This is a genomic window from Amycolatopsis sp. lyj-112 (genome assembly GCF_046549055.1).
Lineage (GTDB): Bacteria > Actinomycetota > Actinomycetes > Mycobacteriales > Pseudonocardiaceae > Amycolatopsis.
This window is the reverse complement of record NZ_JAJPWS010000001.1, coordinates 1,389,254-1,413,976: the sequence shown is the minus strand read 5'-3', so window position 1 is coordinate 1,413,976 and position 24,723 is coordinate 1,389,254. Positions and strand designations below refer to the sequence as shown.

The 24,723-nt window shown below is 69.0% G+C and carries 23 protein-coding genes; 11 read left to right on the top strand and 12 right to left on the bottom strand.

Annotated elements, in window-relative coordinates:
• The first annotated feature begins 5 nt into the window (after nucleotides 1-5).
• Genes ACLJRL_RS06705 through ACLJRL_RS06680 form a run of 6 tightly spaced genes read left to right on the top strand, consistent with a single transcriptional unit; the run spans nucleotide 6 to nucleotide 8,730 of the window.
• The gene (locus tag ACLJRL_RS06705) at nucleotides 6-965 is read left to right on the top strand and encodes an ABC transporter permease (RefSeq protein WP_410655099.1); all 960 of its coding nucleotides are present in this window, start codon (nucleotides 6-8) and stop codon (nucleotides 963-965) included.
• On the top strand, nucleotides 962-2,950 hold the full coding sequence (locus ACLJRL_RS06700; protein WP_410655098.1) for a dipeptide/oligopeptide/nickel ABC transporter permease/ATP-binding protein: 1,989 nt from the start codon (nucleotides 962-964) through the stop codon (nucleotides 2,948-2,950). Before ACLJRL_RS06705 ends, ACLJRL_RS06700 begins: the two co-directional genes overlap by 4 nt.
• Nucleotides 2,947-3,942, top strand: coding sequence for an oligopeptide/dipeptide ABC transporter ATP-binding protein (locus tag ACLJRL_RS06695; RefSeq protein ID WP_410655097.1), 996 nt, complete (start codon nucleotides 2,947-2,949; stop codon nucleotides 3,940-3,942). Before ACLJRL_RS06700 ends, ACLJRL_RS06695 begins: the two co-directional genes overlap by 4 nt.
• Nucleotides 3,942-4,865, top strand: coding sequence for a dihydrodipicolinate synthase family protein (locus tag ACLJRL_RS06690; RefSeq protein WP_410655096.1), 924 nt, complete (start codon nucleotides 3,942-3,944; stop codon nucleotides 4,863-4,865). Before ACLJRL_RS06695 ends, ACLJRL_RS06690 begins: the two co-directional genes overlap by 1 nt.
• The gene (locus tag ACLJRL_RS06685; RefSeq protein ID WP_410655095.1) at nucleotides 4,865-6,865 is read left to right on the top strand and encodes a beta-galactosidase; all 2,001 of its coding nucleotides are present in this window, start codon (nucleotides 4,865-4,867) and stop codon (nucleotides 6,863-6,865) included. The genes ACLJRL_RS06690 and ACLJRL_RS06685 overlap by 1 nt, the downstream gene beginning before the upstream one ends.
• Before the next feature lie 14 nt (nucleotides 6,866-6,879).
• Nucleotides 6,880-8,730, top strand: coding sequence for an exo-alpha-sialidase (locus ACLJRL_RS06680; protein ID WP_410655094.1), 1,851 nt, complete (start codon nucleotides 6,880-6,882; stop codon nucleotides 8,728-8,730).
• 102 nt (nucleotides 8,731-8,832) lie between these two features.
• Here ACLJRL_RS06680 and kstD read toward each other — a convergent pair whose 3' ends face one another.
• The 5 genes from kstD to ACLJRL_RS06655 form a co-directional block, all read right to left on the bottom strand.
• Nucleotides 8,833-10,608, bottom strand: coding sequence for a 3-oxosteroid 1-dehydrogenase (gene kstD / locus ACLJRL_RS06675; protein WP_410655093.1), 1,776 nt, complete (start codon nucleotides 10,606-10,608; stop codon nucleotides 8,833-8,835).
• A gap of 141 nt (nucleotides 10,609-10,749) precedes the next feature.
• Nucleotides 10,750-11,790: an LLM class flavin-dependent oxidoreductase gene (locus ACLJRL_RS06670; protein WP_410655092.1), complete on the bottom strand. Its 1,041-nt coding sequence runs from the start codon at nucleotides 11,788-11,790 to the stop codon at nucleotides 10,750-10,752.
• Nucleotides 11,790-12,308 (bottom strand): SRPBCC family protein, encoded by a 519-nt coding sequence (locus ACLJRL_RS06665; protein ID WP_410655091.1) that lies wholly within the window; start codon nucleotides 12,306-12,308, stop codon nucleotides 11,790-11,792. The genes ACLJRL_RS06670 and ACLJRL_RS06665 overlap by 1 nt, the downstream gene beginning before the upstream one ends.
• Before the next feature lie 55 nt (nucleotides 12,309-12,363).
• Nucleotides 12,364-12,879, bottom strand: coding sequence for a winged helix-turn-helix transcriptional regulator (locus ACLJRL_RS06660; protein ID WP_410655090.1), 516 nt, complete (start codon nucleotides 12,877-12,879; stop codon nucleotides 12,364-12,366).
• 59 nt (nucleotides 12,880-12,938) lie between these two features.
• A complete protein-coding gene (locus ACLJRL_RS06655; protein WP_410655189.1) occupies nucleotides 12,939-13,862 on the bottom strand; it encodes a tetratricopeptide repeat protein in 924 nt (307 codons plus the stop codon).
• Between the two features lie 560 nt (nucleotides 13,863-14,422).
• On the opposite strand from ACLJRL_RS06655, the gene ACLJRL_RS06650 reads away from it, so the two are divergent.
• Complete coding sequence (locus ACLJRL_RS06650) at nucleotides 14,423-14,836, top strand: SsgA family sporulation/cell division regulator (protein ID WP_410655089.1); 414 nt, start codon at nucleotides 14,423-14,425, stop codon at nucleotides 14,834-14,836.
• A 93-nt stretch (nucleotides 14,837-14,929) separates the two neighbouring features.
• On the opposite strand, the gene fgd is transcribed toward ACLJRL_RS06650, so the two are convergent.
• From fgd to ACLJRL_RS06630, 4 genes are all read right to left on the bottom strand, one after another.
• Nucleotides 14,930-15,934, bottom strand: a complete 1,005-nt coding sequence (fgd, locus tag ACLJRL_RS06645) for a glucose-6-phosphate dehydrogenase (coenzyme-F420) (protein WP_410655088.1) — start codon at nucleotides 15,932-15,934, stop codon at nucleotides 14,930-14,932.
• A 390-nt stretch (nucleotides 15,935-16,324) separates the two neighbouring features.
• Nucleotides 16,325-16,801, bottom strand: coding sequence for a DIP1984 family protein (locus tag ACLJRL_RS06640; RefSeq protein WP_410655087.1), 477 nt, complete (start codon nucleotides 16,799-16,801; stop codon nucleotides 16,325-16,327).
• Nucleotides 16,802-16,844: 43 nt separating this feature from the next.
• The gene (locus ACLJRL_RS06635) at nucleotides 16,845-17,369 is read right to left on the bottom strand and encodes a hypothetical protein (protein ID WP_410655086.1); all 525 of its coding nucleotides are present in this window, start codon (nucleotides 17,367-17,369) and stop codon (nucleotides 16,845-16,847) included.
• A gap of 19 nt (nucleotides 17,370-17,388) precedes the next feature.
• Entirely contained in the window at nucleotides 17,389-18,612 is a 1,224-nt protein-coding gene (locus tag ACLJRL_RS06630) for a lipase family protein (RefSeq protein ID WP_410655085.1), read from the bottom strand.
• A 109-nt stretch (nucleotides 18,613-18,721) separates the two neighbouring features.
• Here ACLJRL_RS06630 and ACLJRL_RS06625 point away from each other — a divergent pair, with 109 nt between their 5' ends.
• Both ACLJRL_RS06625 and ACLJRL_RS06620 read left to right on the top strand, forming a co-directional pair.
• The gene (locus tag ACLJRL_RS06625) at nucleotides 18,722-19,333 is read left to right on the top strand and encodes a TetR/AcrR family transcriptional regulator (RefSeq protein WP_410655084.1); all 612 of its coding nucleotides are present in this window, start codon (nucleotides 18,722-18,724) and stop codon (nucleotides 19,331-19,333) included.
• A 41-nt stretch (nucleotides 19,334-19,374) separates the two neighbouring features.
• On the top strand, nucleotides 19,375-19,734 hold the full coding sequence (locus ACLJRL_RS06620; protein WP_410655083.1) for a VOC family protein: 360 nt from the start codon (nucleotides 19,375-19,377) through the stop codon (nucleotides 19,732-19,734).
• 17 nt (nucleotides 19,735-19,751) lie between these two features.
• Here ACLJRL_RS06620 and ACLJRL_RS06615 read toward each other — a convergent pair whose 3' ends face one another.
• Together ACLJRL_RS06615 and ACLJRL_RS06610 are read right to left on the bottom strand one after the other, a co-directional pair.
• Entirely contained in the window at nucleotides 19,752-20,186 is a 435-nt protein-coding gene (locus ACLJRL_RS06615) for a VOC family protein (protein ID WP_410655082.1), read from the bottom strand.
• A gap of 42 nt (nucleotides 20,187-20,228) precedes the next feature.
• Nucleotides 20,229-20,438 (bottom strand): hypothetical protein, encoded by a 210-nt coding sequence (locus tag ACLJRL_RS06610; protein ID WP_410655081.1) that lies wholly within the window; start codon nucleotides 20,436-20,438, stop codon nucleotides 20,229-20,231.
• Between the two features lie 173 nt (nucleotides 20,439-20,611).
• On the opposite strand from ACLJRL_RS06610, the gene ACLJRL_RS06605 reads away from it, so the two are divergent.
• Nucleotides 20,612-21,118: a GNAT family N-acetyltransferase gene (locus ACLJRL_RS06605; RefSeq protein ID WP_410655188.1), complete on the top strand. Its 507-nt coding sequence runs from the start codon at nucleotides 20,612-20,614 to the stop codon at nucleotides 21,116-21,118.
• On the opposite strand, the gene ACLJRL_RS06600 is transcribed toward ACLJRL_RS06605, so the two are convergent.
• Nucleotides 21,043-21,981: a DMT family transporter gene (locus tag ACLJRL_RS06600; RefSeq protein ID WP_410655080.1), complete on the bottom strand. Its 939-nt coding sequence runs from the start codon at nucleotides 21,979-21,981 to the stop codon at nucleotides 21,043-21,045. The genes ACLJRL_RS06605 and ACLJRL_RS06600 overlap by 76 nt on opposite strands.
• A gap of 457 nt (nucleotides 21,982-22,438) precedes the next feature.
• Here ACLJRL_RS06600 and ACLJRL_RS06595 point away from each other — a divergent pair, with 457 nt between their 5' ends.
• Entirely contained in the window at nucleotides 22,439-24,721 is a 2,283-nt protein-coding gene (locus ACLJRL_RS06595; protein WP_410655079.1) for an ATP-binding protein, read from the top strand.
• The last annotated feature ends 2 nt before the right edge of the window (nucleotides 24,722-24,723 follow it).

Here is a 24,723-nt window from a genome sequence, read left to right as displayed (position 1 = left end):
AGTCCGTGATCGTCGTCGTGCGGATGCTGCTCGGCCGCGTCCTCGCCCTGATCCCGTTGCTGCTCGGGGTCATCCTGTTCGTCTTCGTCGTAATGCGCTTCTCCCCCACCGACCCGGCCATGGCCGCGTTCGACGGGGGCAACGCGACCGCGGAACAGCTCGAACAGTTCCGCCGGGAGAACGGCCTGCTCGACCCGCTTCCCCTGCAGTACGTCCATTTCGTCTGGCAGCTGCTGCAGGGGGACTTCGGGTCGAGCGTGATCACCCGGCAGCCGGTCGGCGAGACCATCGCGACCGCGCTCCCGCTCACCGTGCAGCTGACCCTGCTCGGGCTGGTCATCGCCCTGGTGCTGGCATTGGTGCTCGGCGTGACGTCGGCGCTGTTCCGCGACCGCTGGCCGGACCAGCTCATCCGCGTCGTCACCCTCGCCGGGGTCGCGGCGCCCGCCTTCTGGATCGCGCTGCTGCTGGTCCAATGGCTGGCCGTCGGGCAGGGGCTGTTCCCCACGAGCGGTTACGTCAGCATGAACGACTCGTTCGGCGGCTGGCTGAATTCCCTGGCGCTGCCCGCGATCTCGCTGGCGATGCCGGTGGCCGCGCAGCTGACCCGCGTCATCCGGACGTCGATGGTGGAGGAACTCGACAAGGACTACGTGCGCACGGCCCGCGGCGGCGGGCTGCCACCGGTCATCGTGGTCGGCCGCAACGTCCTGCGCAACGCGCTGGTCAATCCGCTCACCGTGCTCGGCCTGCGAGTCGGCTACCTGCTCGGCGGGGCGGTCGTCATCGAGACCATGTTCGCGCTACCGGGGATGGGCCAGAACATGATCCAGGCGGTCAAGGACGGTGACACGTCGAAGGTCCAGGGCTTCGTGATCACCATCGCCCTCGGATTCGTGCTGGTCAACCTCATCGTCGACGTCCTCTACCTGATCGCGAACCCCCGTCTGCGGAGCCACGCATGAGCCGCCCCGGATTCTTCAAACACGACCTGACCGAGCGGCTCTCGCGGCCGGGGATCCGGTTTTCCCGGCTGAACCGGGCCTCGTGGATCGCGCTCGGCGTGATCGTCCTCCTCGCCCTCGTCGCGGTGTTCGGCGCGTTCGTCGCGACGCACAGCCCGGACGCGCTGAGCACCGACACCGGCGGCCCGAGCGGCGAACACTGGTTCGGCACCGACCAATCGGGCCGGGATGTGTTCTCCCGACTGGTGTACGGCACCCGCTGGTCGCTGACGATCGGCCTCGGCGCGACCCTGCTCGCGCTCGCCACCGGCGCCGTCATCGGGTCCATCGCGGCGACCTCGGGCCGCAAGGTGGACGCGCTGATCATGCGGATCCTCGACGTCGTCATGGCGTTCCCCGGGATCGCGCTGGCGGCGGTGCTGGTCGCGGTGTTCGGCCGCGGGATCTCGGTGCTGATCCTGGCGATCGGCTTCCTGAACATGCCGTCGGTGGCCAGGGTGGTCCGCGCGAACGTGATGGCGCAGTACGGCGAGGACTACGTCGCCGCCGAGCGGATCATCGGCGCCAGAAGGCATTTCATCCTCGCCCGGCACGTCGCGGTCAACTGCGCCGCGCCGATCCTGGTGTTCTGCACGGTGATGGTGGCCGACGCGATCGTGTTCGAGGCGTCGCTGTCGTTCATCGGCGCGGGCATCCAGCCGCCCGATCCGTCGTGGGGCTCGGTGCTCTCGGACGGCAAGGACCTGGTGCTGATCGGCGGCTGGTGGGCGACGCTGTTCCCCGGCCTGCTGATCCTGCTCACCGTGCTGTCGCTGAACGTCCTGTCCGAAGGTATCTCCGACGCCTGGGCCGCCCCGTCCGCTCGCCGGGCGAAAGCGGGCGCCGTCGCGAAGATCGCCGAGGAAGAAGAAGCGTCGGAGAACGTGCCGCCGGTCCTCCCCATCGCCGGCCTCCGGGAAGCCGGAGAACGGCTCAGTGCCCAGGCGAAGGACCTCAGCGGACGCCGGACCGTGCTCGCGGTGGAAGGGCTGACCATCTCGTTCCCCGACCGGCACAACGGCGTCGACGTCGTCGAGGACGTGTCGTTCACCGTGCGGTCGGGCGAGGTCCTCGGTCTCATCGGCGAATCCGGCTGCGGCAAGTCGCTGACGTCGCTTTCGATCCTCGGCCTGCAGCCGCCGTCGGCCCGGGTCTCGGGCCGGATCCGGTTCGAGGGCGAGGATCTCCTCACGATGGCGCCAAAGACGCGCCGCCGTCACCTGGGCCACGACATCGCGATGATCTACCAGGACGCGCTCAGCTCGCTCAACCCGGCGATGACCATCCGGTCCCAGCTCAAGCAGTTCACCCGCCGGGGCGGCACGCGGACCCCGGAAGAACTGCTGGAGCTGGTCAACCTGGATCCACAAAGGACACTCCGGGCGTACCCGCACGAGCTGTCCGGCGGGCAGCGCCAGCGGGTGCTGATCGCGATGGCGCTTTCCCGCGGCCCCCAGCTGATCGTCGCCGACGAGCCGACCACCGCGCTCGACGTCACCGTGCAGGCCCAGATCATGACGTTGCTGATGCGGCTGAAGGACGAGCTCGGGTTCGCGCTTGTCCTGGTGTCACACGACCTCGCGCTGGTCTCCGACGTCGCCGACCGCGTCGTGGTGATGTACGGCGGCCAGGTCGCCGAAACCGGGACCACCGCGCAGCTCATCGGCTCGCCCCGGCACCACTACACCCGCGGCCTGCTGAGCGCGGTGCTGTCGCTGGAAGAGAACCAGGCGACGCTGACCCAGATCAAAGGCGTCGTGCCCTCCCCCGCCGATTTCGGGCAGGGCTGCCGGTTCGCCGGCCGCTGCCCGGCCGCGCGCGCGATCTGCCACGGCGATCCCCCGGTACCCGACGGAGACGGTGACGGTCCCGGGCATCTGGTCGCCTGCCATTTCCCCGCCGAGCGGACCCCGCTCGGCCCGGCCGCCGAGGAGGTGCGGGCATGACCGGCGCCCTGATCGAGCTCGACGCGGTGAGCGTGGTGCACCGGATCCGCTCGTCGAGCCTGTTCGGCCACGACAGCGTCCACGCGCTGACCGAGGCGAACCTGGCCCTCGAACCCGGGCAGACCGTCGGCGTCGTCGGCGAGTCGGGCTGCGGGAAGTCGACGCTGGCCAAGGTCGTCGTCGGGCTGCAGCAGCCGACGTCGGGCACCGTCCGGTACCAGGGCCGTCCGCTCGACGGGATGAATCGGGCCGAACGCGCCCGCGACTTCGGCCGGGACATCGGGATGATCTTCCAGGATCCCGCCACCGCGCTGAACCGGCGGCTGGCGATCGCCAAGATCATCCGCGACCCGCTGGACGTCCACGCCGAAGGCACTCCCGCCGAGCGCGCGGACCGCGTGCGTGAACTGATGTCGCTCGTCGGCCTGCCGGACAGTGTCGCGGACGCCGTCCCGTCACAGTTGTCCGGCGGGCAACGCCAGCGGGTCGCGATCGCCAGGGCGCTGGCGTTGCGGCCGTCGCTGCTGGTGGCCGACGAACCGACGTCGGCGCTCGACGTCTCGGTCCGGGCGCAGATCCTCAACCTGCTGCTGGACCTGCGCGAACGGCTCGGGCTGGCGATGGTGTTCATCTCGCACGACATCCAGACGGTGCGGAAGATGAGCGACCGGATCGTCACGATGTACCTCGGCCGGGTCGTCGAAGAGGCACCGGCCGAACGGCTGCCCGCCGCCGCGAGACATCCGTACACCCGCGCGCTCTTCTCCGCCACGCCGAGCCTGCTGGAGACGGTCGAACCGATCGCGCTCAGTGGCCCGGTCCCGTCCGCCACCGCGCCGCCGAGCGGCTGCCGTTTCCGTACAAGGTGCCCGAAGGCGACCGCGGACTGCGCGGCGTCGCTACCCCCGCTCGCCATCGCTGACGACTCGCCCGGCCATACCTACCGCTGTATCCACCCGGAAATCCCGCACACGACCGGAGCGCCTGCCTGATGCCGAAGTTCGCCGGAATCATCCCCCCGCTGTGCACCCCGTTCCACGACGATTTCACCGTCGACACCGTCTCTTTCCGGCGGCATGTCGAATCCCAGCTCGACGCCGGCGTGCACGGCGTGTTCGTCCTCGGCTCCTCCAGCGAGGTGGCCTTCCAGACCGACACACAACGCCGCGTGACCATCGAAACGGCCGTAGCGCAGGCCGCCGGTCGCGTCCCGGTGCTCGTGGGCTGCATCGACATGACCACACTGCGGGTCGCCGAGCACATCAAGACCGCCGAAGCCCTCGGCGCGGACGGCATCGTCGTCACGGCGCCGTACTACACCCGCACCCACCCCGCCGAGATCGAGCGGCATTTCCGGCTGCTGCGGGAAACCACGTCGCTGCCGATCTTCGCCTACGACATCCCGGTGGCGGTGCACAGCAAACTCGACGGCGGGATGCTGCTGCGGCTCGCCGAGGAAGGCGTCATCGAAGGGCTGAAGGACTCCAGCGGCGACGAAGCCGGTTTCCGGTTGGTACTGCAAGGAAAACGGGAACGCGGGCTGGACCGGTTCGCCGTCTTCACCGGTTCGGAGCTCCTGGTCGACACCGCGCTCGCCCTGGGCGCGGACGGCGCCGTCCCCGGCCTCGCCAACGTCGACCCGGTCGGCTATGTGCTGATCTACGACCACTTCCGCTCGGGCAACGCGCACGCCGCGCGCCGCGAGCAGGAGCGGCTGCTGAAGCTGTTCGCGATCACCGAGGTCGCGCCGCCGGGCCGGATGGGGCGCGGTTCGGCCGGGCTGGGCGCGTTCAAGGCCGCGATGAAGATGCGCGGGTTCGTCGACAACGCTGTCATGGCACCGCCGCAGATCGCGCTCGATGACGACGAACTCCTGCGGATCAAGGAAAAGCTGGCGGAAGCGGGGCTGCTCTGATGGACTTCGACCGGATCCACTACGGCGCCGACTACAACCCCGAGCACTGGCCGGAAGACGTCTGGGACGAGGACGTCAAGCTGATGGCCGAGGCCGGTGTCACGCTGGTCAGTGTCGGGATCTTCTCGTGGGCCCAGGTCGAACCGCGGCCGGGCGAGTTCGACTTCGGCTGGTTCGACCAGGTGATGGACAAGCTCGCGGCGGGCGGGGTGTCGGCCTGCCTGTCGACGATGACCGCGTCGCCGCCGCCGTGGCTTTCCCATCGCCACCCCGAAATCCTGCCGGTCCGCGCGGACGGCACCCGGCTCTCCCCCGGTGCCCGGCAGCAGTTCTGCCCGTCGAGCCTGGTGTTCCGCGAGCACGCCGCCCGGCTGGTCGAGCAGGTCGCGACCCGGTACGCCGGGCATCCGGCGCTCGCGCTGTGGCACGTCGGCAACGAGTACGGCTGCCATATCCGGGCCTGCTACTGCGACGAGTCCGCGGCGGATTTCCGGCGCTGGCTCAAGGACCGCTACGGCGACATCGACGCGCTGAACCGGGCGTGGACGACGACGTTCTGGTCACAGCGCTACGACGACTGGGCGGAGATCCTGCCGCCGCGCGTCGCCCCGACGTTCCCGAACCCGGCGCAACAGCTGGACTTCCACCGGTTCTCCTCGGACGCCTCGCTGGGCTCTTTCCTGGCCGAGCAGGAGGTGCTGCGGCGGATCACCCCGGACGTGCCGCTCACCACGAACTTCGTCGGGCTCGTGCAGAAGGCGCTCGACTGGAACCGCTGGGTGCCGCACGAGGACGTCGTCAGCCTCGACTCCTACCCGGATCCCTACGATCCGCGCTCCCACGTCGAAGTCGCGCTGGCCTACGACCTCGTCCGGTCCCTTAAGGACGGACAGTCGTGGATGCTGCTGGAGCAGGCGCCGAGCGCGGTGAACTGGCGCAACCGCAACAGTCCCAAGCCACCGGGCGCGATGCGGCTCGGGAGCTGGCAAGCTGTCGCGCAGGGCGCCGACGCGATCCTCTTCTTCCAGTGGCGGCAAAGCCGTGGCGGCGCGGAGAAATTCCACTCGGCGATGGTGCCGCACGGCGGCCCGGAGACCCGGGGCTATCGCGATGTCCGCTCGCTGGGACAGGAACTGGCCGCGCTGCCCCGCCTGGCGGGCACGCGGGTGCGGGCCGACGTCGCGCTCCTGCACGACTGGGAGAGCTGGTGGGGGCTCGAACTGGACTCCCACCCCTCCGGTGATCTCCAGCAGCTCGACGCGCATCTCGCGCACTACGCCCCGCTGTTCGACGCCGGCATCACCTGCGACGTCGTCCATCCGGCACGTGACCTGTCGTCGTACAAGCTCGTCGTCGTCCCGAATCTGTATCTGATGGGCGAGGCCGTCGCGGCGAACCTGCGGGCCTACGTCGCAGCGGGCGGGCATCTGCTGGTGTCGTTCTTCTCCGGGATCGTCGACGCGTGCGACCGCGCGTACCTCGGCGGCTACCCGGCCCCCTTGCGGGATCTGCTCGGGCTGCGCATCGACGAGTTCTGGCCGCTGCCCGAAGACGGCGAAACCGGTCTCCGGTTCGCCGACGGCAGCCAGGCGGCGGGCACGATCTGGTCGGAGTGGATCGAACTCGAGGGCGCGGAAGCCGTCGCGGACTTCGAGGGCGGCGAACTCGACGGGCGCGCCGCGATCACGCGCCACACCTTCGGCAAAGGGGTGGCGTGGTATCTGGGCAGCCGTCCCGACGCCGCCGGGATGCGCGCGCTGATGGACCGCGTCGCCGCCGACGCCGGAGCGCGGCCGGTTCTGCCGGGGCTTCCGGACGGTGTGCAGGCGATCGTCCGGCACGGCGACGGCGAGTCCTTTCTCTTCCTGCTCAACCACGGCACCGGCGAGGTGACCGTGCCACTCCCGGCGTCCGCCGCGGATCTGCTGACGGCTCCGGCCACACCGGTGGACCACATCACCCTCGGCCCCCGCGGGGTCGCCGTCGTCTCAGTCGACTGAAGGAGAACGGAAAAGTGAGATCTCGTTTCCTGATCGGATTCCTCGCCGTCCTCATGGCCCTCGCGGTCGCTCCGGCGACGGCGGCCGCTCCGGCCGTCGACCAGCAGGTGCTGTTCCGGCCCTCACTGGAACAGGGCTACCGCTGCTTCCGCATCCCCGCCGTCGTGAAATCCGCCAAGGGCACCCTGCTCGCGTTCGCCGAGGGACGGGTCAACGACTGCGGCGACACCGGCGACATCGACCTGGTGCTGAAACGGTCGACCGACGGCGGCCGGACCTGGTCGGCGCTTCAGGTGATCAACGAGGGCAACGGCGACACCCACGGCAACCCGGTGCCCATCGTCGACCGGCGGACCGGCCGGATCGTGCTGATCTCGACCTATAACAAGGGCCGCACCGACGACAAGGGCTGCGACGTCCCCTGCCCGCGGTTCCCGCACCAGCAGCACAGCGACGACGATGGCGTCACCTGGTCGGCCGCGAAGGACATCGGTGCGCAGACGAAGCTCCCCGGCTGGGATGCCTGGTACGCCTCGGGTCCGGTGCACGGGATCCAGCTCGAACACGGGCGGCACGCCGGACGGCTGGTGTTCGGGGTGAACGCCGAGACGAGCGACGGCACCCGGCCGATCGCCAACCACGCCGCCCTGATCTACAGCGACGACCACGGCGAGAACTGGCGGATCGGCGCGCTGGACAGCTATCCGTTCCCCGCGGGCGGCACCTACCCGCAGAAGCCGCAGGAGATCAGCGTCGCCGAACTCGCCGACGGCTCCGTGTACGCGGCCGGGCGCGAGCAAGGAGGCACGGATGTGGGCAACCGCGATTTCGCGGTCAGCCGGGACGGCGGCGAGTCGTTCAGCGGCCGGTTCACCACGATCCCCGACCTCGTGACGCCGATCGTGCAAGGCTCGGTGCTGCGGCTGCAACGTCCGGGAAAGCCTGACAGGCTCCTGTTCTCGTCCCCTTCGGACACCGACCGCCGCCGCTGGATGATGATCCGCTCCTCCTACGACAGCGGACGCAGCTGGGAGAACGCCGAACAGGGCACGCGGATCACCTCCGACTGGTCCGGGTACTCGGATCTGGTGCAGATCAGCGACCCACGCACGCGCACGGCCGAGATCGGGCTGCTCTACGAAGGCGGCACGGTCGACGCACGCGACGAAATCCGGTTCGCACGCTTCACCGAAGACCACCTCGGCTGGCGGAATCCGGCAGGTCCGTCCACTCCGGACGTTTCGCGGGAGCACGCCGACAGCTACCTTCTCGGCGGCGCGACCCTCGGTGACGGCCGGTACGGCAAGGGCGTCACACTCGACGGCGTCGACGATCGCGTCCGAGTGCCGTACGACTCCGCGCAGCTTCCCGGCGAAGGCGACCTCACCTGGTCGGGATGGTTCCGATACGGCGCCTCGCAAGGGAATCAGGTGCTGTTCTGGCTGGGCGGGATGGGCGGTACCGCGCCGCAGCTGTGGCTGCGCGGCGAACCGTCGGCGAACCGGCTGATCACGACGATCACCACCCCCAACGGGTCGAAGTCGGTCAGCACCACGCAGGCCTACGCCGATCAGGCCTGGCACCACGTGGCGCTGCGGCGCACCGGCGGGCAGCTGACGGTCTGGGTCGACGGCGCGCAAGCCGCGGCGGGCCCGGACTCGCCAGGCTCGGTCAGCCGGACGGTGTCGTTCCAGCTCTGGCTCGGCCAGCGCCTCGACGGCGGCATGTCGCTCAAGGGCGGTCTCGACGACGTCCGCCTCTACCGGCGCGCGCTGACCGACGCCGAACTGGAGCGGATCCGGCTGGGGAACGCTCCCGTCCGGGACGGTCTGGTCCTGCATCTGCCGTTCGACCGGTCCCGGTAGGCGAAGGACGAAGGCGTGACTCGCGTGATCAGAAACGGAACTCACGTGACTGGATACCGCACTCGCATGTACGGCGTCTGATCACGCGAGATCCGTCTCTGATCACGCCGGGTGGTCGGCGAGGTCGTTGGCCGCGACGTACCCGAACGTCATCGCCGGGCCGATGGTCGAGCCGGCGCCGGCGTAGCTGGTGCCCATCACCGCCGCGCTGGCGTTCCCGGCGGCGTACAGGCCGGGGATGACCGAGCCGTCGCCGCGGAGCACCCGCGCCCGCGCGTCGGTCCGCATTCCGCCCTTCGTGCCGAGGTCACCGGGGACGATCTTGAACGCGTAGAACGGAGGCTCCCACAGGGCGGCGAGACACGAGTTCGGCAGTACGTACGGGTCGGTGTAGTAGTGGTCGTAGGCGCTGGCGCCACGGCGGAAGTCACTGTCCACTCCGGACAGTGCCTGGCCGTTGAACCGGTTCACCGTGGCGCGCAACGCCTGCGGCGGGACGCCGATCGCGGAGCCGAGCGCCTCCACGGTCCACGCCTTCTTCACCGCGCCCGCCGAGTACCACTCCTGAGGCAGCGGCAGTAACGGGGCGACGTCGCGGAAGAGGTACCGGTTCCGGTAGTGCTGGTCGACGACGAGCCACGCGGGAATGGTGGGCGACGTCGGATTCCGGTCGTACATCGTGTGCACGACGTCGCTGTAGGGCGCGGCCTCGTTGACGAACCGCTTGCCCGCGCCGTCCACCATCAGCCCGCCGGGCAGGGTCCGCTCGGCGAGACAGAAGTACGGTTCACCGGGCAGCGGGATCGCCGGGCCCCACCAGGCGTCGTCCATCAGGTCTAGGGCGGCTCCGGCGCGTTTGCCCGCCAGGATCCCGTCTCCGGTGTTCGACCGCGCGCCGACCGTCCACTGTGTACCGATCGGCTGGCGCTGGTACTCCGCCCGCATCGCGGCGTTGTGCTCGAAGCCGCCCGAGCCGACGATGACGCCGCGGCGCGCCTTCACCACACCGGCGGAACCACCTCGGGTCACCGTCACGCCGGTGGCCTTCCCGTTCTCGATGATCAGGTCGGTCAGCGGTGTGTTCAGCCAGACCGGGACGCCGGCGCGGAGCAGTCCCGCCCGCAATCCGGCCGCCAGCGATTGGCCCATGGTGAGCGGTTTCTGCCCGGCGAGCGCGGCCGCGGTGCCCCGGGCGAGACAGGCGGCGGCCACGGCGGTGCCCTTCGGGTTCACCGCGGCCAGGGCGAGCCATTTGTAGTCGGCGCTGAAGACGACCATCCCCGCCGGGGTGGCGAGGTACGGCGGGTTCAGATTGGACAGTTCGGCGCCGAGGACGTTCCCGTCGAGTTGATCGGGTTCGATCGAGCGGCCGTTCGGCATCCCGCCGGGCAGTTCGGGGTAGTAGTCGCTGTAGCCCTCCATCCACCGGAACCGCAGCGGACTGTTGGCCATCACGAACGAGAGCATCGCCGGCCCGTTGCCGAGAAACGCCTGCTGCCGCGCGACCGGAATCGACGGGCCGACGACAGCGGCCAGATACCGGGCGGCCTGCTCCGGCGTATCGCGGACGCCGGCCGCGGCCAGCACGGAATTGCACGGGAGCCAGATCCCCGCCCCCGAACGGGCGGCCGAGCCGCCGAACTTCGCCGCCTTCTCCAGGACGACGCAACTCAAACCGCGTTTCGCCGCCGTCAGCGCGGCGGTCATCCCGGCCGCGCCGGCCCCCACCACGACGACGTCGTACTCGCCGATCACCGGGGCGTCGGCGGCCGAGGCGGTACCGGCCAAGGAGAGGCCCGACGCGAGCGCGATCCCCGCGCCGGCGGTGCCGCGCAGGACCTGGCGCCGGGACAGGCGGGAGTCGGGGACCGGATTCATGAATCCTCCTCGCATTCAATCGAGCGAGGTCATGGTCTCCGTCCGGAGGCAAAAGTGGAACAAGTTCTACCCGCTTGGAGCACGCCGGGCCACGCGCGTTCGGCCGGTCACCTCATCACACCAGGGGCATTCGGCCGAACCTCAGCCGACGGCGCGGACCAGATCGAGCGCACGGCCGAGGGTGGTGAGCCGGTCGCCGAGCGTCTCCCCCGCCGGGTAGAGCCGGACGGTGCCGACGCCGGCGTCGCGCCACACGCGCAGCCGTTCGGCGACCATCGGCTCGGTGCCGATCAGCGTCGTGCCCAGCACCATCTCGTCGGTCACCAGCGCCGCGGCGCCTTCCCGGTCACCGCCCTGCCAGCGCTCCCGCACCGCCGCGGCGACCTCGGCCCAGCCCTGCCTGCTGTAGGCGTTGTTGTAGAAGTTCGTCTTCGCCGAACCCATCCCGCCGAGGCTGAACGCGAGTTCGGTCTTCCGGCCCGCGACCATCCCGCGCAGTTCGTCGTCATCGCGGGCGAACGCGACCTCGGCACCTTGGCAGACCTCGAGGTCCGCCCGCGACCGCCCGGCCTTGGCCAGACCCGCGTCGAGATGCGAGAAGTACGCGCCGGCCCCCTCGGGAACGAAACTGGTGCCCAGCCAGCCGTCGGCGATCTCGCCGGTCAGTTCCAGCAGCTTCGGCGAGAGCGTGGCCAGATGGATCGGGATCTCCGGATTCGGCACCGTCGACAGCCTCATCGGCTTGGCATCACCGGGCAGTGGGATCTCGAATTCCTTGCCGGAGAAGGAGATCTTCTCCCCCGCGAACGCTTGGCGGATGATCGCGACGGTCTCGCGCATCCGCGCCAGCGGACGGGCGAACGGAACCCCGTGCAGCCCCTCGATCACCTGCGGGCCCGACGCACCGAGGCCGAGCGCGAACCGGCCGCCGGACAGTTCGGACAGGGTCAGCGCCGCCTGCGCGATCGCGACCGGAGTACGGGTGCCGAGCTGGATGATCCCGGAGCCGAGCCGGATCCGCTCGGTCCGCGCGGCGAGAAAGCCCAGCACGGATGGCGCGTCCGAACCCCACGCCTCGGCGACCCAGCAGTCGTCGAGACCGAGTTTCTCCGCCTCCAGCACGAAATCCAGCGTCTCCCGTCCCGGACCCCGAGACGCCTCGACCGTGGTCGCCGTCCGCATCACGCCGGAGCCGCCTCGGCCCGTTCCTTGATCGCGGCGAGAGTGCCGGTGATCGCGTTCTCGAATTCGCGCAGCCGGACGAAGACGATCTTCTGTTCCTTGTCCGGCATCTGATCGATGGCCAGTGAGAGTCCCGACCGGCCCGGGCCCAGCTGCATCCACTGCCGCAGCTTCGTGCCGCCGTTCTCCGGCTCCAGCGTGAAACGCCACAACGCTGTCGGTGTCTCGGGATCGTGGACGGCCCAGGTGAACACTCGCGGCGCGTCGCATTCGACGACGTGCGACGTCGTCTCCCACTCGCCCAGCGCGTCGTGCTTGCTGCGGCCGACGAACCGCCTGCCGACCGCCGCCGCGCCCGCGGCGTCGTCACACCACTCGACTGACTGGAGCTCCCCGCTCATCTCCGGCATCAGCCGCACGTCCGAGACGATCGACCAGACCCGCTCCGGGTCGGCGTCGACCCAGGTCTGCACCTCGACCGTCGGTTTGTCGGCGTATCTGGCGCCGGTCCACTCCATCGTGGTCGCCTCCTGTGCTCGTGACCTCGATAGTTGCGTAGATAGACTTACCTTGTCAAACCTCGGTCGACTCCTGCGCGGCGAACCGGCGCACGACGTCGGGGCGGTTCGCCAGCTTGGGCGGGTATCCGGGCCCGAGCCGCGCCCGCGTGTTCTCCGCGGTGAGCGGCCCGGCGCAGTGCGCGCAGACGACCTCCGCGTGCGTGTCCTGCCCGCAGGTGTCGTGATGGAGGGTGATCGGCGGTCCGGCCTCACCGGAGAGCCACCGGTCACCCCAACGCGACATGGCGGCGAGCACGCCGTAGAAATCGGCTCCCTTTTCCGTCAGCACGTAGTCGTAGCGCACCGGTTCGGCCTGGTAGGCCCGCTTTTCCAGCAGTCCCTCGCCGACCAGGCGGCGCAGCCTGTCGGCGAGGGTGTTCCGCGCGATGCCGAGTTCCTGCTGGAACTCGTCGAACCTGCGGATCCCGTAGAACGCCTCCCGCAGCACCAGCGGTGTCCACCAGTCGCCGAGCAGGTCCATGGTGCGCGCGATCGAGCACGGCCACTGCGCGAACGAAGTCCGTTTCATGCCCGAGAGCTTACGCCCGGCGAATTGATCCGGTCATTCCTCCGCCCATTCTCCGGCGTTCACGCGCTGACGCGAAATGTGGCGATCCGGTCGAGCAGATCCCGGGCATTGATATCCGGAACGCGCTTCCGTACAGATTCCGAAAGCGGACGCAAACGATCACGCGTGCGCACCGAACGGATTCCGTCGGCGATCTCCATGGCCGCCAGCCCGACCTCGGCCGCACGGTCGAGATCCCCTTCCAGCGCGTGGTCGACGGCGAGCCAGATCATCGTCAGCGACCGGCTGCGCGCCATGTCCGCGCCGTACCCGTCGACGGCCTCGGTCAGTGCCGGAATGGCCTTCCGGCTGTGCCGCACGTCCACGAGCCTGGCGAGTTCGGTGCGTACCGTGCCGATCATCGCCGCCATGTCGTTGGCGGTGAAGAAAGCCGACCACGACGGCACGGAGTCACCGGAGGCATCGGCGAACTGTTCGGGCGCGAGGGAAATCTTGTCCAGCGCCTGCCTGACATCACCGAGCAGCGCGTAAGCCCACGCCTGATTGGCCGAAAGGATCGCCTGCGACAACGGCGTTCCGGCCCGGCGTGCCGCGCGTTGCCCTTGACCGAACTGGACGAGCGCCTCCGCCGGGGAACGGTGATGCAGATACACGCGGCCGAGCCGGTAGTGGACGTTCGCGGAGAGGTCGTCGTGGCCCGATTCCTCCGCGAGTTCGAGCGCGCGACGGAAATGCCGCTCCGCCCGGACAGGCCGGCCGGCGTCGAATTCCGTCCAGCCCATCAGGTTGTACAGATCGGCGACCACCCCGGCCAGCCGTCGCTCCAGTGCCTCGGACATCATCCCCCGCCGCAGTGCGGCACCGTAGGGTTGCAGTACCCGCAACAGTTCCCGGCAGGAGCCGCCGCCTTCCCGGTAGTCGCGCGCCCGGAGTGCGGCGACGACCCCTTCCAGCCGGTCGATGTCGGACTGCCCGACCCGCATCGGAAGGCGATCACTCACGGCGCCGCCCCTGGCCCCGCGGCACAGCCGGTTCACCTCCGTCGCCCGGCCGAGGCGGAACCGTCACGCAGCCGGGCAACGGCCGCCGTCGCGTCCCGTAAACGGCATCACGCCGCCGGATGTCCTCTTTGGGAATGGTGATACTTATTCGCACGCCCATTGATTTCTCCTTCCCGCCTGCAACGATCATGCTCGTCGAGGTCCGGGACGGAGCCGCGCCGGTCTTCAGAATTCAGTGAACGACGCCAGATGATGTTAACTGCGAAGAAAATCGAGTTCATCCGCCGATCGGTGGGCTCTTTTATTCCCCGGCAGCGTCATTCACCGGAGAATGCACGTGCGGAATCTTTTTCTTTTGCACCGGAAGACCGCCCCTTTATCGGCCGCTCACCGCACGTACACGGCGGGGACGGACAGTGAGCGTCTGAGACGCAGCTCTCAGCCGAACGTGTGAAAGTTGCCGACTCGGGTCACGAAAAGGCTTCACATTGCGTTATCAATAGCTGAAGATCAACTGCAACCGAACGTAAGGGGCTGAAGCGTTGGACAAGGAAAACGACCTCATCCGGGGGACGATCATCTTCGGCCTGCGTACATTCGGTGCCGACCCCCTGCCCGTCAACGCCGACCTCGAGTACGACCCGCAGGACCCCTACGCGATCGTGGTGGCCTACCACTCGGGCGGCGGGACGGTCCGCTGGATGTTCGGCCGTGACCTGCTGGCCGACGGCTTGCTCACCCCATCGGGTGAGGGCGACGTGATCATCAGCCCGGCCGACGACGCTTCGATCGTGGTGTTCGCGCTCAGCGCGCCCGATGGCTGCGCGGTGCTCGAAGCCAAGGCACAGGAACTGGCCGAGTTCCTCGATCGCACTTACGACGCCGTGCCCGCCGGTTCGGAGCCGGAGTGGTTCGACTTCGACCAGGAGATCGGCAAGCTCGTCACCGAATCCTGAGCCGGCGATCCGCGTTTAGTCCTCTACTTGCGTCGGTTGCTTGTCGCAATTAGAGGACTAAACGCGGCGGGCGGCACCACTACCCGTGCCGGCTCAGCCGAGTTCGCGAAGACCCGGGACGACCTGCTCGGAGAACGAGCGCAGGAACCGGTCCTGGTCGTGGCCGGGACCGTGGAAGACCAGGTGGTTGAACCCGGCTTCGACGTACGGCTTGATCTGCTCGACGGCGTCGGCCGGGTCGGAGGTGACGATCCAGCGCTTCGCGACCTGCTCGATCGGCAGCGCGTCCGCGGCCTTCTCCATCTCCGCCGGGTCCTCGATGCCCGCCTTCTGTTCCGGCGTCAGCGAAAGCGGCGCCCAGAACCGGGTGTTCTCCAGCGCTCGCGCGGGATCCGGATCGTAGGACAGCTTGATCTCGATCATCTTGTCGATGTCGCCGGTGCTCCGGCCGACCTGCTCCGCTCCCTCCGCGACCGCGGGCAGGAGCTTCTCGGTGTAGAGGTCCATTCCCTTACCGCTGGTGCAGATGAAGCCGTCACCCTGCTTGCCGACGTACTTCGCCATCACCGGGCCGCCGGCCGCGATGTAGATCGGCACCCCACCCTCGGGCCGGTCGTACACGGTCGCGTCGGTGGTCTGGTAGTACTCGCCCTCGAAGGTCACGCGCTCCTCGGACCACAGCTTCCGCATCAGTTCGATCGCCTCGCGCAGCCGCGCGAACCGCTCCTTGAACGCGGGCCACTCGATCCGGGCCACCGCGACCTCGTTGAGTGCCTCGCCGCTGCCGACGCCGAGCAGGACCCGGCCCGGATACAGGCTGCCGAGGGTGCCGAACGCCTGCGCAACCACGGCAGGGTTGTAGCGGAACGTCGCGGTCAGCACGCTGGTGCCGAGGACCACCCGCTCGGTGCGCTCACCGACCGCCGCCATCCACGCGAACGAGAACGGCGCGTGCCCGCCCTGGTGCCGCCAGGGCTGGAAATGGTCGCTGACCATCACGCTGTCCAGCCCGACCTGCTCGGCGAGCACGGAGTACTCGACGAGGTCGCGCGGGCCGAACTGCTCGGCCGACGCCTTGTAACCGATCTTCAGTGCCATCCGGGGTCACCACCTGGGGCTCATGGGGTTGGTCTGCTCTTCACCTTGGCACAGAGTCGATCAGGTCCGCCCATGCATCGTCGAGGTCGGTGATGTCGGGAACACCACGCCGGAGACGGGAATGCGGCCACCGTGGTGATCAGGATTCCGTGCACCGCGCCAGGACGTGGAAATGCCCCGTACCCACCCTCACCTTCCGGGACCGGCACGTGGTGATGAACTGTGCCGTTTGCGCCGTCACCTGTGCACTGTGCTGGGCTGAGTTGTGATCGGGGATTCGAACCCCACGCTGCCCGCCACGTGCCAGGAGGGGAGCCGGATCGACCGCCGGCCCTCGGCTTGTGCCCGCTTCCCGGAGGGCTACCTGCTTTCCACGTCTGGCGTCGAACTTCAGTCCAGGAGGTCGGTCTCCCAGTTGGTGCGCTGGATCTCGACGTCGACCGCCCGGATCTCCCCCGCGATCCGGTCCGCCCGGGACCGCAGTTCCGCCACCGGAAGGGCGGCGAAGAAGCGGAGTTCCGAACGAAGCTGGCGGCCGTAACCGCCTTGGTTGCGTCCGGCGGCGGCGTCGGCGGCCGCGGTGAGGACACCGTGACGCAGCCGGAGGACGTCGCGGCGCGCGATCGCGTCGGTGATCGTGCCTTCCCCGAGCGGGGTCGCGGCGTTGGTCCGGTTGATCCGCTGGATCAGCGTTTCCAGCTCACTCAAGGTCGTTTCGGCGTCGACGAGCAGGGCGGCCGCGTTCTCCGCGGGTTCCTCGCCCTCTTGGTGACGCGCGTTGTCGACGATCCGGGAGCGCAGCGCCTCCACCTTCTTGGTCGCGTCGGCACGCAGCGCGAGCGCTTCGGCCAGCTTGATCTGGGACATGCCGGGAAGTATCGCCAAGATCGACGACGACCGCATCCGGTTTTCAGCGGACCAGTGAATGCCTTCGATAAGAGGGATCCGGCTCGGTGAACTCGAGTCCGTTCTCGTCCAAGGCGTTGAAGACGGTGAACCGGCCGTGCGGGAAGACGAAACCGAGCGCGACCATGCCGTCGGCCATGTCCCGGGTCACGCACTCGAGCAGTTCGACGTCCTGGAGGATCTGTCCCTCCAAAGAGGACAGTTCAGGACTCGTGTCGTGCCGCCACGCCAGCGGGGTGTCTTCCTCGTCGCCGTAGAACCATTCCGGCTTGCCGTACGGGTCGATCGTGTTCCACGTCAGGGAAAGGTCATCGAATTTGAAGTGCGTGATCTCCAGCCGTTCGTCGCCGAAGTCCACCACGACGGGAGCGTCTTCCAGCCAGGCGTCCTCGTGGACGAACCACGTCAGGTGGACACGCTGGAGCCGGCGGCCCACCAGGCCGCGCAGACGATCCCCGTGGGCTCCCCGGACAGTGCCGAGTCCGGAGAGCCACACGGGTTCATAACCGTCGATGTCGAAGAAAGCCACGCACCGAGTATGCCGGTGATCAGCAGGAACTCGGCGCCGGTTTTCCGGCGAGGCGGTCGTTGAGGTAGGCCAGCGCGCCGGGTGCGCCCTGGACGGCCACGGTCACGTGCTCCCCGACCGGGATCCGGTTGTACTTGATCTTCACTCCGGCCGCGCAGTAGCTCGCGACCAGCTTGTCGACCGGCGGGATCGGCGTCAGTTCGTCGAAGATCCCTTGGTAGAAGTACGTCGGCGAGCCGGGTTTGTGGCCGCCCATGACGTTCTCGGAGATCACCTTCTTCACCGCGGGGACGTCGAGCAGTTCCGGCACGGTGACGTAGTCCGCCATCTTCCGGAAGGCCTGGCCCACGCTGAACTGGTTGATGCACTGCTTCCCGACTTCGGCGAAGGCAGCCTTGCCGCGTGCGTTGAGCAGGGTCGCGAGGTCGATCTCCGGATATGCCCGGCTGAGTCCGACGGCCGCTCCGATGTAGACACCCGACAGCGGCCCGCCGTCGATCTGCCGCGCGATGTAGCCCATGTCGGCCGGGACACCGCCCGCCGCGACGCCGGCGAACTCGAGTTCCGGCGCGTACGACGGCTGGATCTCGTTGGCCCACTGGCTCGCCAGTGCTCCGCCGGAGTAGCCCATCAACGCCGTCGGGGTGGCCGTACCGTTCAGCCGTGCGGGCGCGAAGCGTTGTGCCGCACGGATTCCGTCGAGGACGCCGTGCGCGGTGTTGAGCCCGGCCGTCCACTGGGAATCGGGACCTTCGTAGTCCGCGGTGACGACGGTGTGCCCGGCGGCCAGCAGCGGGATCATCAGGGCGAGTTCTTCCGCGGGCAGGCTCAGCCCGGTCCGCAGCGCGTACGACGGCGCGCAATCGGTGCTCAGGCCGTCCTGCGCGGTCTGGTACGAGACGAGTTTGCGCTGTCCCATGGGCGGAACGAGCGGTTGCAGGATCGTCGCCACGTCGGCGATCGGCCTGCCCCGGGTATCGGTGGACTTGTATTTGACCTGCCAGGCTCGGATCGGCACCGGCAGGGCGAGCGCCCGGATGGTGACCGGCCGGGAATCGAGCACGGTGCCGGGCACGACATCGGGGAACGGCGACGGCTGGGCGTAGAAGGGATCATTCCGCGGATTCTGCGGGAAATCGGCGGCTCGGACGGGCTGTGCGGCGACGACGATGACGGAAAAGGCGACGAAGGCTGCGGCCAGGACGGCCAGGGTGCGGCGCGCGTCGACGTTGACTGCGAACACGGGACCTCCAACTCGATACCGATCGGTATCGAGTTGTCTGAGTACCATATGAGACAGGTCACAGTCAACGTCGAAGGCCGCAGCTCAGCTGGTTGTACCCTCCGGTTTCATGGCCACCTCCCGCACTCCGCGCACCCGCCCGAGCCGGGCCGAAACCCGGCGGCGCGTGCTCGACGCGGCGACGGCCGTGTTCGCCCGCCAGGGCATCGCGGGCACGTCGCTCAACGACATCGCGGCCGAAGCGGGGCTCACCAAAGGCGCCGTCTACTCGAACTTCGCCGGCCGCGACGACCTGGTCCTGACGATCATGGAAGAGCACATCGTCGACCGGATGCGGGCCGCCACCACGGTCTTCGACGAGATCGCCGATCTGGAGGAGGCGACGGCCGAGGCCGGCGCCCGGTTGCTCAGTGGCATCGGTACCGACGCCACCTGGCACCGGCTGCTGCTGGAGTACTGGGGCCTCGCGATGCGGGATCCGGCGCTCCACGCCGGTTTCGCGGAACGCCGCGCCCGGCTGCGCGAGTCCATCGCCAGGGCGATCCGCAAGGCCGCGAGCGCCCACTCGATCGCGCTCCCGCTCCCCGCCGAGCAGCTCGCGGTGGTGATCCTCGCGCTGTCGAACGGCCTCGCCGTCGAGAGAGGAGTCGAGGCAGCCGCGGTCCCCGACACGCTTTTCACCGACGTCCTAAGGCTTTTGATCACCCCCAGGCCCGGCTAGCGCATCCGGCGAACCTCGCCGTTCCGTGGGACCTTGGAGCGATGCGAACCCGGATACTCGCCGTCACCGTCGACTGCCGTGAGGCCGAAGCGCTGGCCGCGTTCTGGAAAGAGGCGCTCGGCTACCCCGAGACCGAACGCTGGACCGACAGCCACGGGCTGACCTACCTAGAACTGAAGAGCCCGGAGACCACGAGCCTGCTCTTCCAGCAGGTGCCTGAGGAGAAATCCGGCAAGAACCGGCTGCACCTCGACATCGCCCCCACCGAACTGGAGCAGCGCGAGGAGGTCGCGCGGCTGGTGTCACTCGGTGCCAAGGTCGTCGCCGACTCCGACGACGACCCCTGGGTGGTCATGACCGACCCCGAAGGCAACGAGTTCTGTGTGCTGCCCCGCCGTTAAGCGGGCCCGTCCTTGCCTCAGTCGACGCAGAACTCGTGGCCCTCGATGTCCTGCATCGAGATGCAGGACTCGTTGACGCCGTCGGCGAGCAGCACTTGCACCTTCACCGCGCCGAGCGCGACCAGTCGTGCGCACTCGGCCTCGAGTGCGGCGAGGCGCTCGTCGCCCACGAGGCCGGTGCCGACCCGCACATCGAGATGCACCCGGTTCTTGACGACCTTGCCTTCGGGGACACGCTGGAAGAACAAGCGTGGGCCCACTCCTGTGGGATCGACGCAGGCGAACGCCGCCCCCTGGCTCTCAAGCGGCATGGAGCGATCGAAATCGGCCCACGTGGCGAACCCCTCCGGTGGCGGCGGTACGACGTACCCCAGCACCTCGCACCAGAAACGAGCGACACGCTCGGGTTCCGCGCAATCGAACGTGACCTGGAACTGCTTGACCGACGCCATGGGTCCACCATAGTGGCGCATCCCGTGTGGACTCAGACGGCCTCAGGCGGCCTCGTCGTCCTCTTCCCTGGTTTCCGCGGCGGGCCGCGAGTGCAGCCCGAGCATTTCCAGCAGCATCCGGCAGTCCGTCGCGTCACGCGCGTTGGAGGCCACCGTTTCGGTCGCCTTCCGCAGCACCGCGGCGCGCACGGCCGTCTCCCCGCCGTCGACCAGGTCGCCGACCGGGAGTAGTTCGTCGTAGTGGTTCCCCATGACACACCTCCACCTTCCCTGTCGTTGATACCCGATCCGGGCCGAGAAGACCCCATTCCTGCTTGCTGTTCTCGCCGCACCGGTCCTGTCGGCCGGACATCGGTGGTCCCGGCGGCGGACGCGCCGGTTTCTCTCTAGACTGGCGCCACTCGAACGAGCGGACGGAGCGGGAACTGACCACCGAGCTGCGCGGGGAGATCGTGGTACTGGCCCCGGTCACCGAAGCCCACGTCCCGGAACTGCGGAGGATCATCGGCACGGCCGAGGTCAGGGCGCGCTGGGGTGCGGTGGACGACTCCCCCACCTGGCCGTTCGACGACCCCATGACGGCCTGTTTCACCGTGCTGGAGGACAGCGTGGTCCGCGGCCTCGTCCAGTACGGCGAGGAAGAGGACCCGATGTACCGGCACGCGTCGGTCGATCTGTTCCTCGACCCGGCGGCGCACGGGCGCGGGCTGGGCACGGACACCGTCCGCACCATGGCCCGCCACCTCGTGCACGATCGCGGGCACCACCGGCTGGTGATCGATCCCGCGGTGGACAACGCCGCCGCGATCCGCTGCTACAAAGCCGTCGGCTTCCGCGAAGTGGGCGTGATGCGCCACTACGAACGCGACACCGAGGGCGACGGCTGGCACGACGGGTTGCTGATGGACCTTCTCGCCGAAGACCTCACGTAGCGGGTCAGCGCGACGCCGATCAGCACCACCGCCATCCCGGCGAACACGCGCGGGCCGAGTTCCTCGCCGAGCACGATCGCGCCCAGCGCCACCGAAACGACCGGCAGCAGGTAGCCGACGGTCGCCGCGGAGGTCGCGCCTTCGTCGGCGATGAGCCGGTAGTTGAGGTAGAAGGTGATGCCGGTGCCGAAGACGCCGAGCACGACGACGGCGATCAGCGCGGTCACGTTCAGCGGCCCTGGCGACGGCGCGTCGAAGGGCAGGGCGACCGCGCTCAACCCGGTGGCGGTCATCAGCTGTGCGGCGGAGATCGCGATCGGACCGGCGCCCTGGCCGACGAGTTTCCGTCCCATGTAAGCGAAAGCGACGGCGTAGCTGACGGCGGCGCCGAGCAGCGCCAGCGTTCCCCAGCCGAGCAGGCCGCTCTTCTGCCAGGGCGCGAAGATCAGCATGATGCCGGCGAAACCGAGGACGAGGCCGCCCACCCGGACCGCGGTGATACCGCGTTCACTGCCGATCCCGATGCCGATCAGCACCGACCACAGCGGGGTCGTCGCGTTCATGACACCGGCGACGCCGGAATCCACCGTGAGTTCACCGATGCTGAACAACGCGAACGGCAAGGCATTGCAGAAGAAGGCGGCGATGACGAGCCTGCCCCAGATCCGGCGTCCCCGCGGGAGCCGTTGACCGGCCCAGCGGCTCAGTACCAGGAGCACGGCCGCGCCGAGGGCGCAGCGGATGACGGTGACCTGCAGTGGCGACAGCCCGGTCAACGCCAGTTTGATCCAGAGGAACCCCGATCCCCACAACAGGGCGAGAACGCCCATCCGGATCAGGGTCCCCGGCGCGCCAGTGCTCACTATCGTCCTTTCGCCGAGCCGCTCGATACCTCACCAAGCTGCCCCGGGAAACCCGACAGGACAAGTGAAAAGATCTACACCGACGTTAAGCGGTGCTACATGTTCGAAAGGGTCACGCGGCCGTGGCCGCCAAGGAATAGGCGACCACGACCGGCTTACGACGGATCAGTACTCGCCCGGTTGCGCGCAGGCGGAACGGGGCCTGCTCACATTTCGCGGTCGCGCATGACCCACCTCCCTTTCGACTGGCGCACCGGTGGGGAACGGGCGCGTTCTCGCTCAGTTTGGGGTCTCTGTTCGCAGGTCCGTACACCCGGTGGCCGTGTTGTGACCCATGTAATGGGAAGGTTGTCCCACGCGGAGCCATTCCGCCCAGCGGTGAATCGGCAGATGGCCCTGCCCCCCGTCGCGCCGCTGTGGCACGATCTGCCGCTAAGTGGGGAGAAAGGTGCTCTCGGTGACCGAGAATTCCGGCTCGGCCAGCTCCGGCGAAACCGGGAAAGCACGGACGGGACCGCGACCGGTTTCCACCGCCGCGCTGCAGTTCGGGCGCGCCCTGCGACAGCGACGGCAGGCCAAAGGGCTGGCGCTGCGCGAACTCCAGAAACTCGCCTACGTCGACAAAAGCCTCATCAGCCGGGTCGAACGTGGACTCACCCCGCCGAGCGTGGAATTCGCCGAAGCGTGTGACCGCGCGCTGGACGCGGGCGGCACGCTGATCGTGCTCGCCGAAGCCGCCCGCGCGGAACCCTACGTTCACCTTCCCCCGCCGCCGAGCCATTTCGTCGGCCGTGAAGAGCACTTCTCCCTGCTCGACGAAAAGGTGTTCACCGGACCGGCGAAAGTGGTCTTCGTGGCGGGCCCGCCCGGGGTCGGGAAAACCGCACTCGTCCTGAAATGGGCGAATCAGCGGCAGGAAGAGTTCGACGGCGTCCTCTGGTCGGATCTGCGCGGCTACGCGGCGGGTTCTCCCGCGCAACCCGCCGACATCCTCGACGACCTTCTCCGCTGCGTCGGCGTGCGCCCCGACCGCATTCCCGCCGAAGACCACATGCGACTCGCGCTGCTGCGCGGTCTTCTGCGCGGGCAGCGCACGCTCGTCGTACTGGACAACGCGCTCGACTCGCATCAGGTGCGGCCGGTCCTGCCCGGCACCCCGGACACCACCGTGCTGATCACCAGCAGGCGACGGCTCTCGGGACTGGTCGTCGGCAGCGGCGCGGTCCAGGTTTCCTTGGAACCACTGGAAGATCTCGAAGCGGCGCGGCTCATGGCGGACCTCATCGGAGACGAACGCGCGGCGAGCGACCCCGAGGGCGTCGACGAACTCGTGCGGCTGTGCGCGGCGCTGCCGCTGGCGGTGAACATCGCCGCCGAACGGGTCGCCACGCATCCCCATCAGAGCGTCGCGGAACTCGCCGGTGAACTCGTCGCCGAAGGACGGCGGCTGGAACTGCTCGCCGTCGACGACGACGCCGTCGGGGTGCGGGCCGCCTTCAGCTGGTCCTACCGCGCGCTCGACCCCGACACCGCCCGCATGTTCCGGCTGCTCGGCCTCCACCCCGGCCCCCGGTTCACCGCCGGCGCGGCGGCCGCGCTCGCCGGGCTGCCCGAACACGACGCGCGGCGGCTTGTCGACAAATTGGTCCAGGCCTATCTCGTGCAGCAGGTCGGCGCGCAGTACTACCGGTTCCACGATCTGCTGCGGGTCTACGCCGCCGAGGAGGCCGCCGCCGAGCAGTGGCGGGACGAGCGGCAGGCCGCCGTCTCCCGGCTGACGCACTGGTACCTCTACGCCGCCAACGCGGCCGGCTGGACGCTGACCCCGGCGCGCGATCACCACGTCGACCTCGGCCCGGCACCCGAAGGCGTCGAGCCGATCCGGTTCGCGACGTTCGACGACGCCTACATCTGGTGCGCGGCGGAGATGCCGAGCATCACCGGCGTCGCCCGGCTCGCACTGGACCACGGGCTCTACGAGATCGGCTGGCGGCTGCCGGTGGAGATGTTCGACTACCACCTGCTCGGCCGTCCCTGGCAGACCTGGATCTCCAGCCACGACGTCGCGATCGAAGCCGCGAAGGCGGGCGGCGACCTCGGCGGGCTGGCGTGGTCGGCGATCAACCTCGCCGAGGCGCACCGCCGACGCGGAGACCTCGACCGCGCGCACGAACTCTTCAGCCAGGCCGTGACTCTCGCCGAGGAGATCGGCCCGAACCCGAGCCTCGGCTGGGCGCTGGTGGGGCTCGGCAACATCGCGCACGAGCGGGAGGACTACGACCAGGCCGTCCGGCTGATCCGGCAGGGCGTGGAGGTGTGCGCGGCGATCGGCTATCAGCTCGGCGAAGCGACGGCACGGGTCCACCTCGGGCGCGCCTACCGCGATCTCGGCGAACGCGACCTCGCCCTCGACCACGGCCGCCGCGCCCTGGACGTCTATGCGAAGGACGCCGACCAGCACGGCATGGGGTTCGCGCTGGTCCCGCTCGCCCGCACCTGCCGCCGGTTCGGCGAACTGGACCGGGCGATCGGCTACTGCGACCAGGCGCTGACCGCGTACCGGAACTGCGGCGACGTCTGGGGCCAGGCCGACGCCCTCGACGAACGCGGCTGTGCGCTGGCCGAACTCGGCCAGGCCGAAGAAGCGCTGGCCGTGTGGCGCAACGCGCTCCAGCTCGTGATGGATCTGGACGACCGCAAGGCAGGCGTGCTGCGGGGCCGCATCGAAGGCGCGGTCTAGAA

What these genes read in the sequence shown, in the direction of transcription:
- ACLJRL_RS06670 (WP_410655092.1), bottom strand. Translation starts at nt 11,790, where the DNA reads ATGCGGACGGCGACCACGGTCGAGGCGTCTCGGGGTCCGGGACGGGAG.
- ACLJRL_RS06640 (WP_410655087.1), bottom strand. Translation starts at nt 16,801, where the DNA reads ATGTCCCAGATCAAGCTGGCCGAAGCGCTCGCGCTGCGTGCCGACGCG.
- ACLJRL_RS06610 (WP_410655081.1), bottom strand. Translation starts at nt 20,438, where the DNA reads ATGGGGAACCACTACGACGAACTACTCCCGGTCGGCGACCTGGTCGAC.
- ACLJRL_RS06625 (WP_410655084.1), top strand. Translation starts at nt 18,722, where the DNA reads ATGGCCACCTCCCGCACTCCGCGCACCCGCCCGAGCCGGGCCGAAACC.
- ACLJRL_RS06615 (WP_410655082.1), bottom strand. Translation starts at nt 20,186, where the DNA reads ATGGCGTCGGTCAAGCAGTTCCAGGTCACGTTCGATTGCGCGGAACCC.
- ACLJRL_RS06695 (WP_410655097.1), top strand. Translation starts at nt 2,947, where the DNA reads ATGACCGGCGCCCTGATCGAGCTCGACGCGGTGAGCGTGGTGCACCGG.
- fgd (WP_410655088.1), bottom strand. Translation starts at nt 15,934, where the DNA reads ATGGCACTGAAGATCGGTTACAAGGCGTCGGCCGAGCAGTTCGGCCCG.
- ACLJRL_RS06655 (WP_410655189.1), bottom strand. Translation starts at nt 13,862, where the DNA reads ATGCGGGTCGGGCAGTCCGACATCGACCGGCTGGAAGGGGTCGTCGCC.
- kstD (WP_410655093.1), bottom strand. Translation starts at nt 10,608, where the DNA reads ATGAATCCGGTCCCCGACTCCCGCCTGTCCCGGCGCCAGGTCCTGCGC.
- ACLJRL_RS06665 (WP_410655091.1), bottom strand. Translation starts at nt 12,308, where the DNA reads ATGGAGTGGACCGGCGCCAGATACGCCGACAAACCGACGGTCGAGGTG.
- ACLJRL_RS06685 (WP_410655095.1), top strand. Translation starts at nt 4,865, where the DNA reads ATGGACTTCGACCGGATCCACTACGGCGCCGACTACAACCCCGAGCAC.
- ACLJRL_RS06700 (WP_410655098.1), top strand. Translation starts at nt 962, where the DNA reads ATGAGCCGCCCCGGATTCTTCAAACACGACCTGACCGAGCGGCTCTCG.
- ACLJRL_RS06660 (WP_410655090.1), bottom strand. Translation starts at nt 12,879, where the DNA reads ATGAAACGGACTTCGTTCGCGCAGTGGCCGTGCTCGATCGCGCGCACC.
- ACLJRL_RS06690 (WP_410655096.1), top strand. Translation starts at nt 3,942, where the DNA reads ATGCCGAAGTTCGCCGGAATCATCCCCCCGCTGTGCACCCCGTTCCAC.
- ACLJRL_RS06620 (WP_410655083.1), top strand. Translation starts at nt 19,375, where the DNA reads ATGCGAACCCGGATACTCGCCGTCACCGTCGACTGCCGTGAGGCCGAA.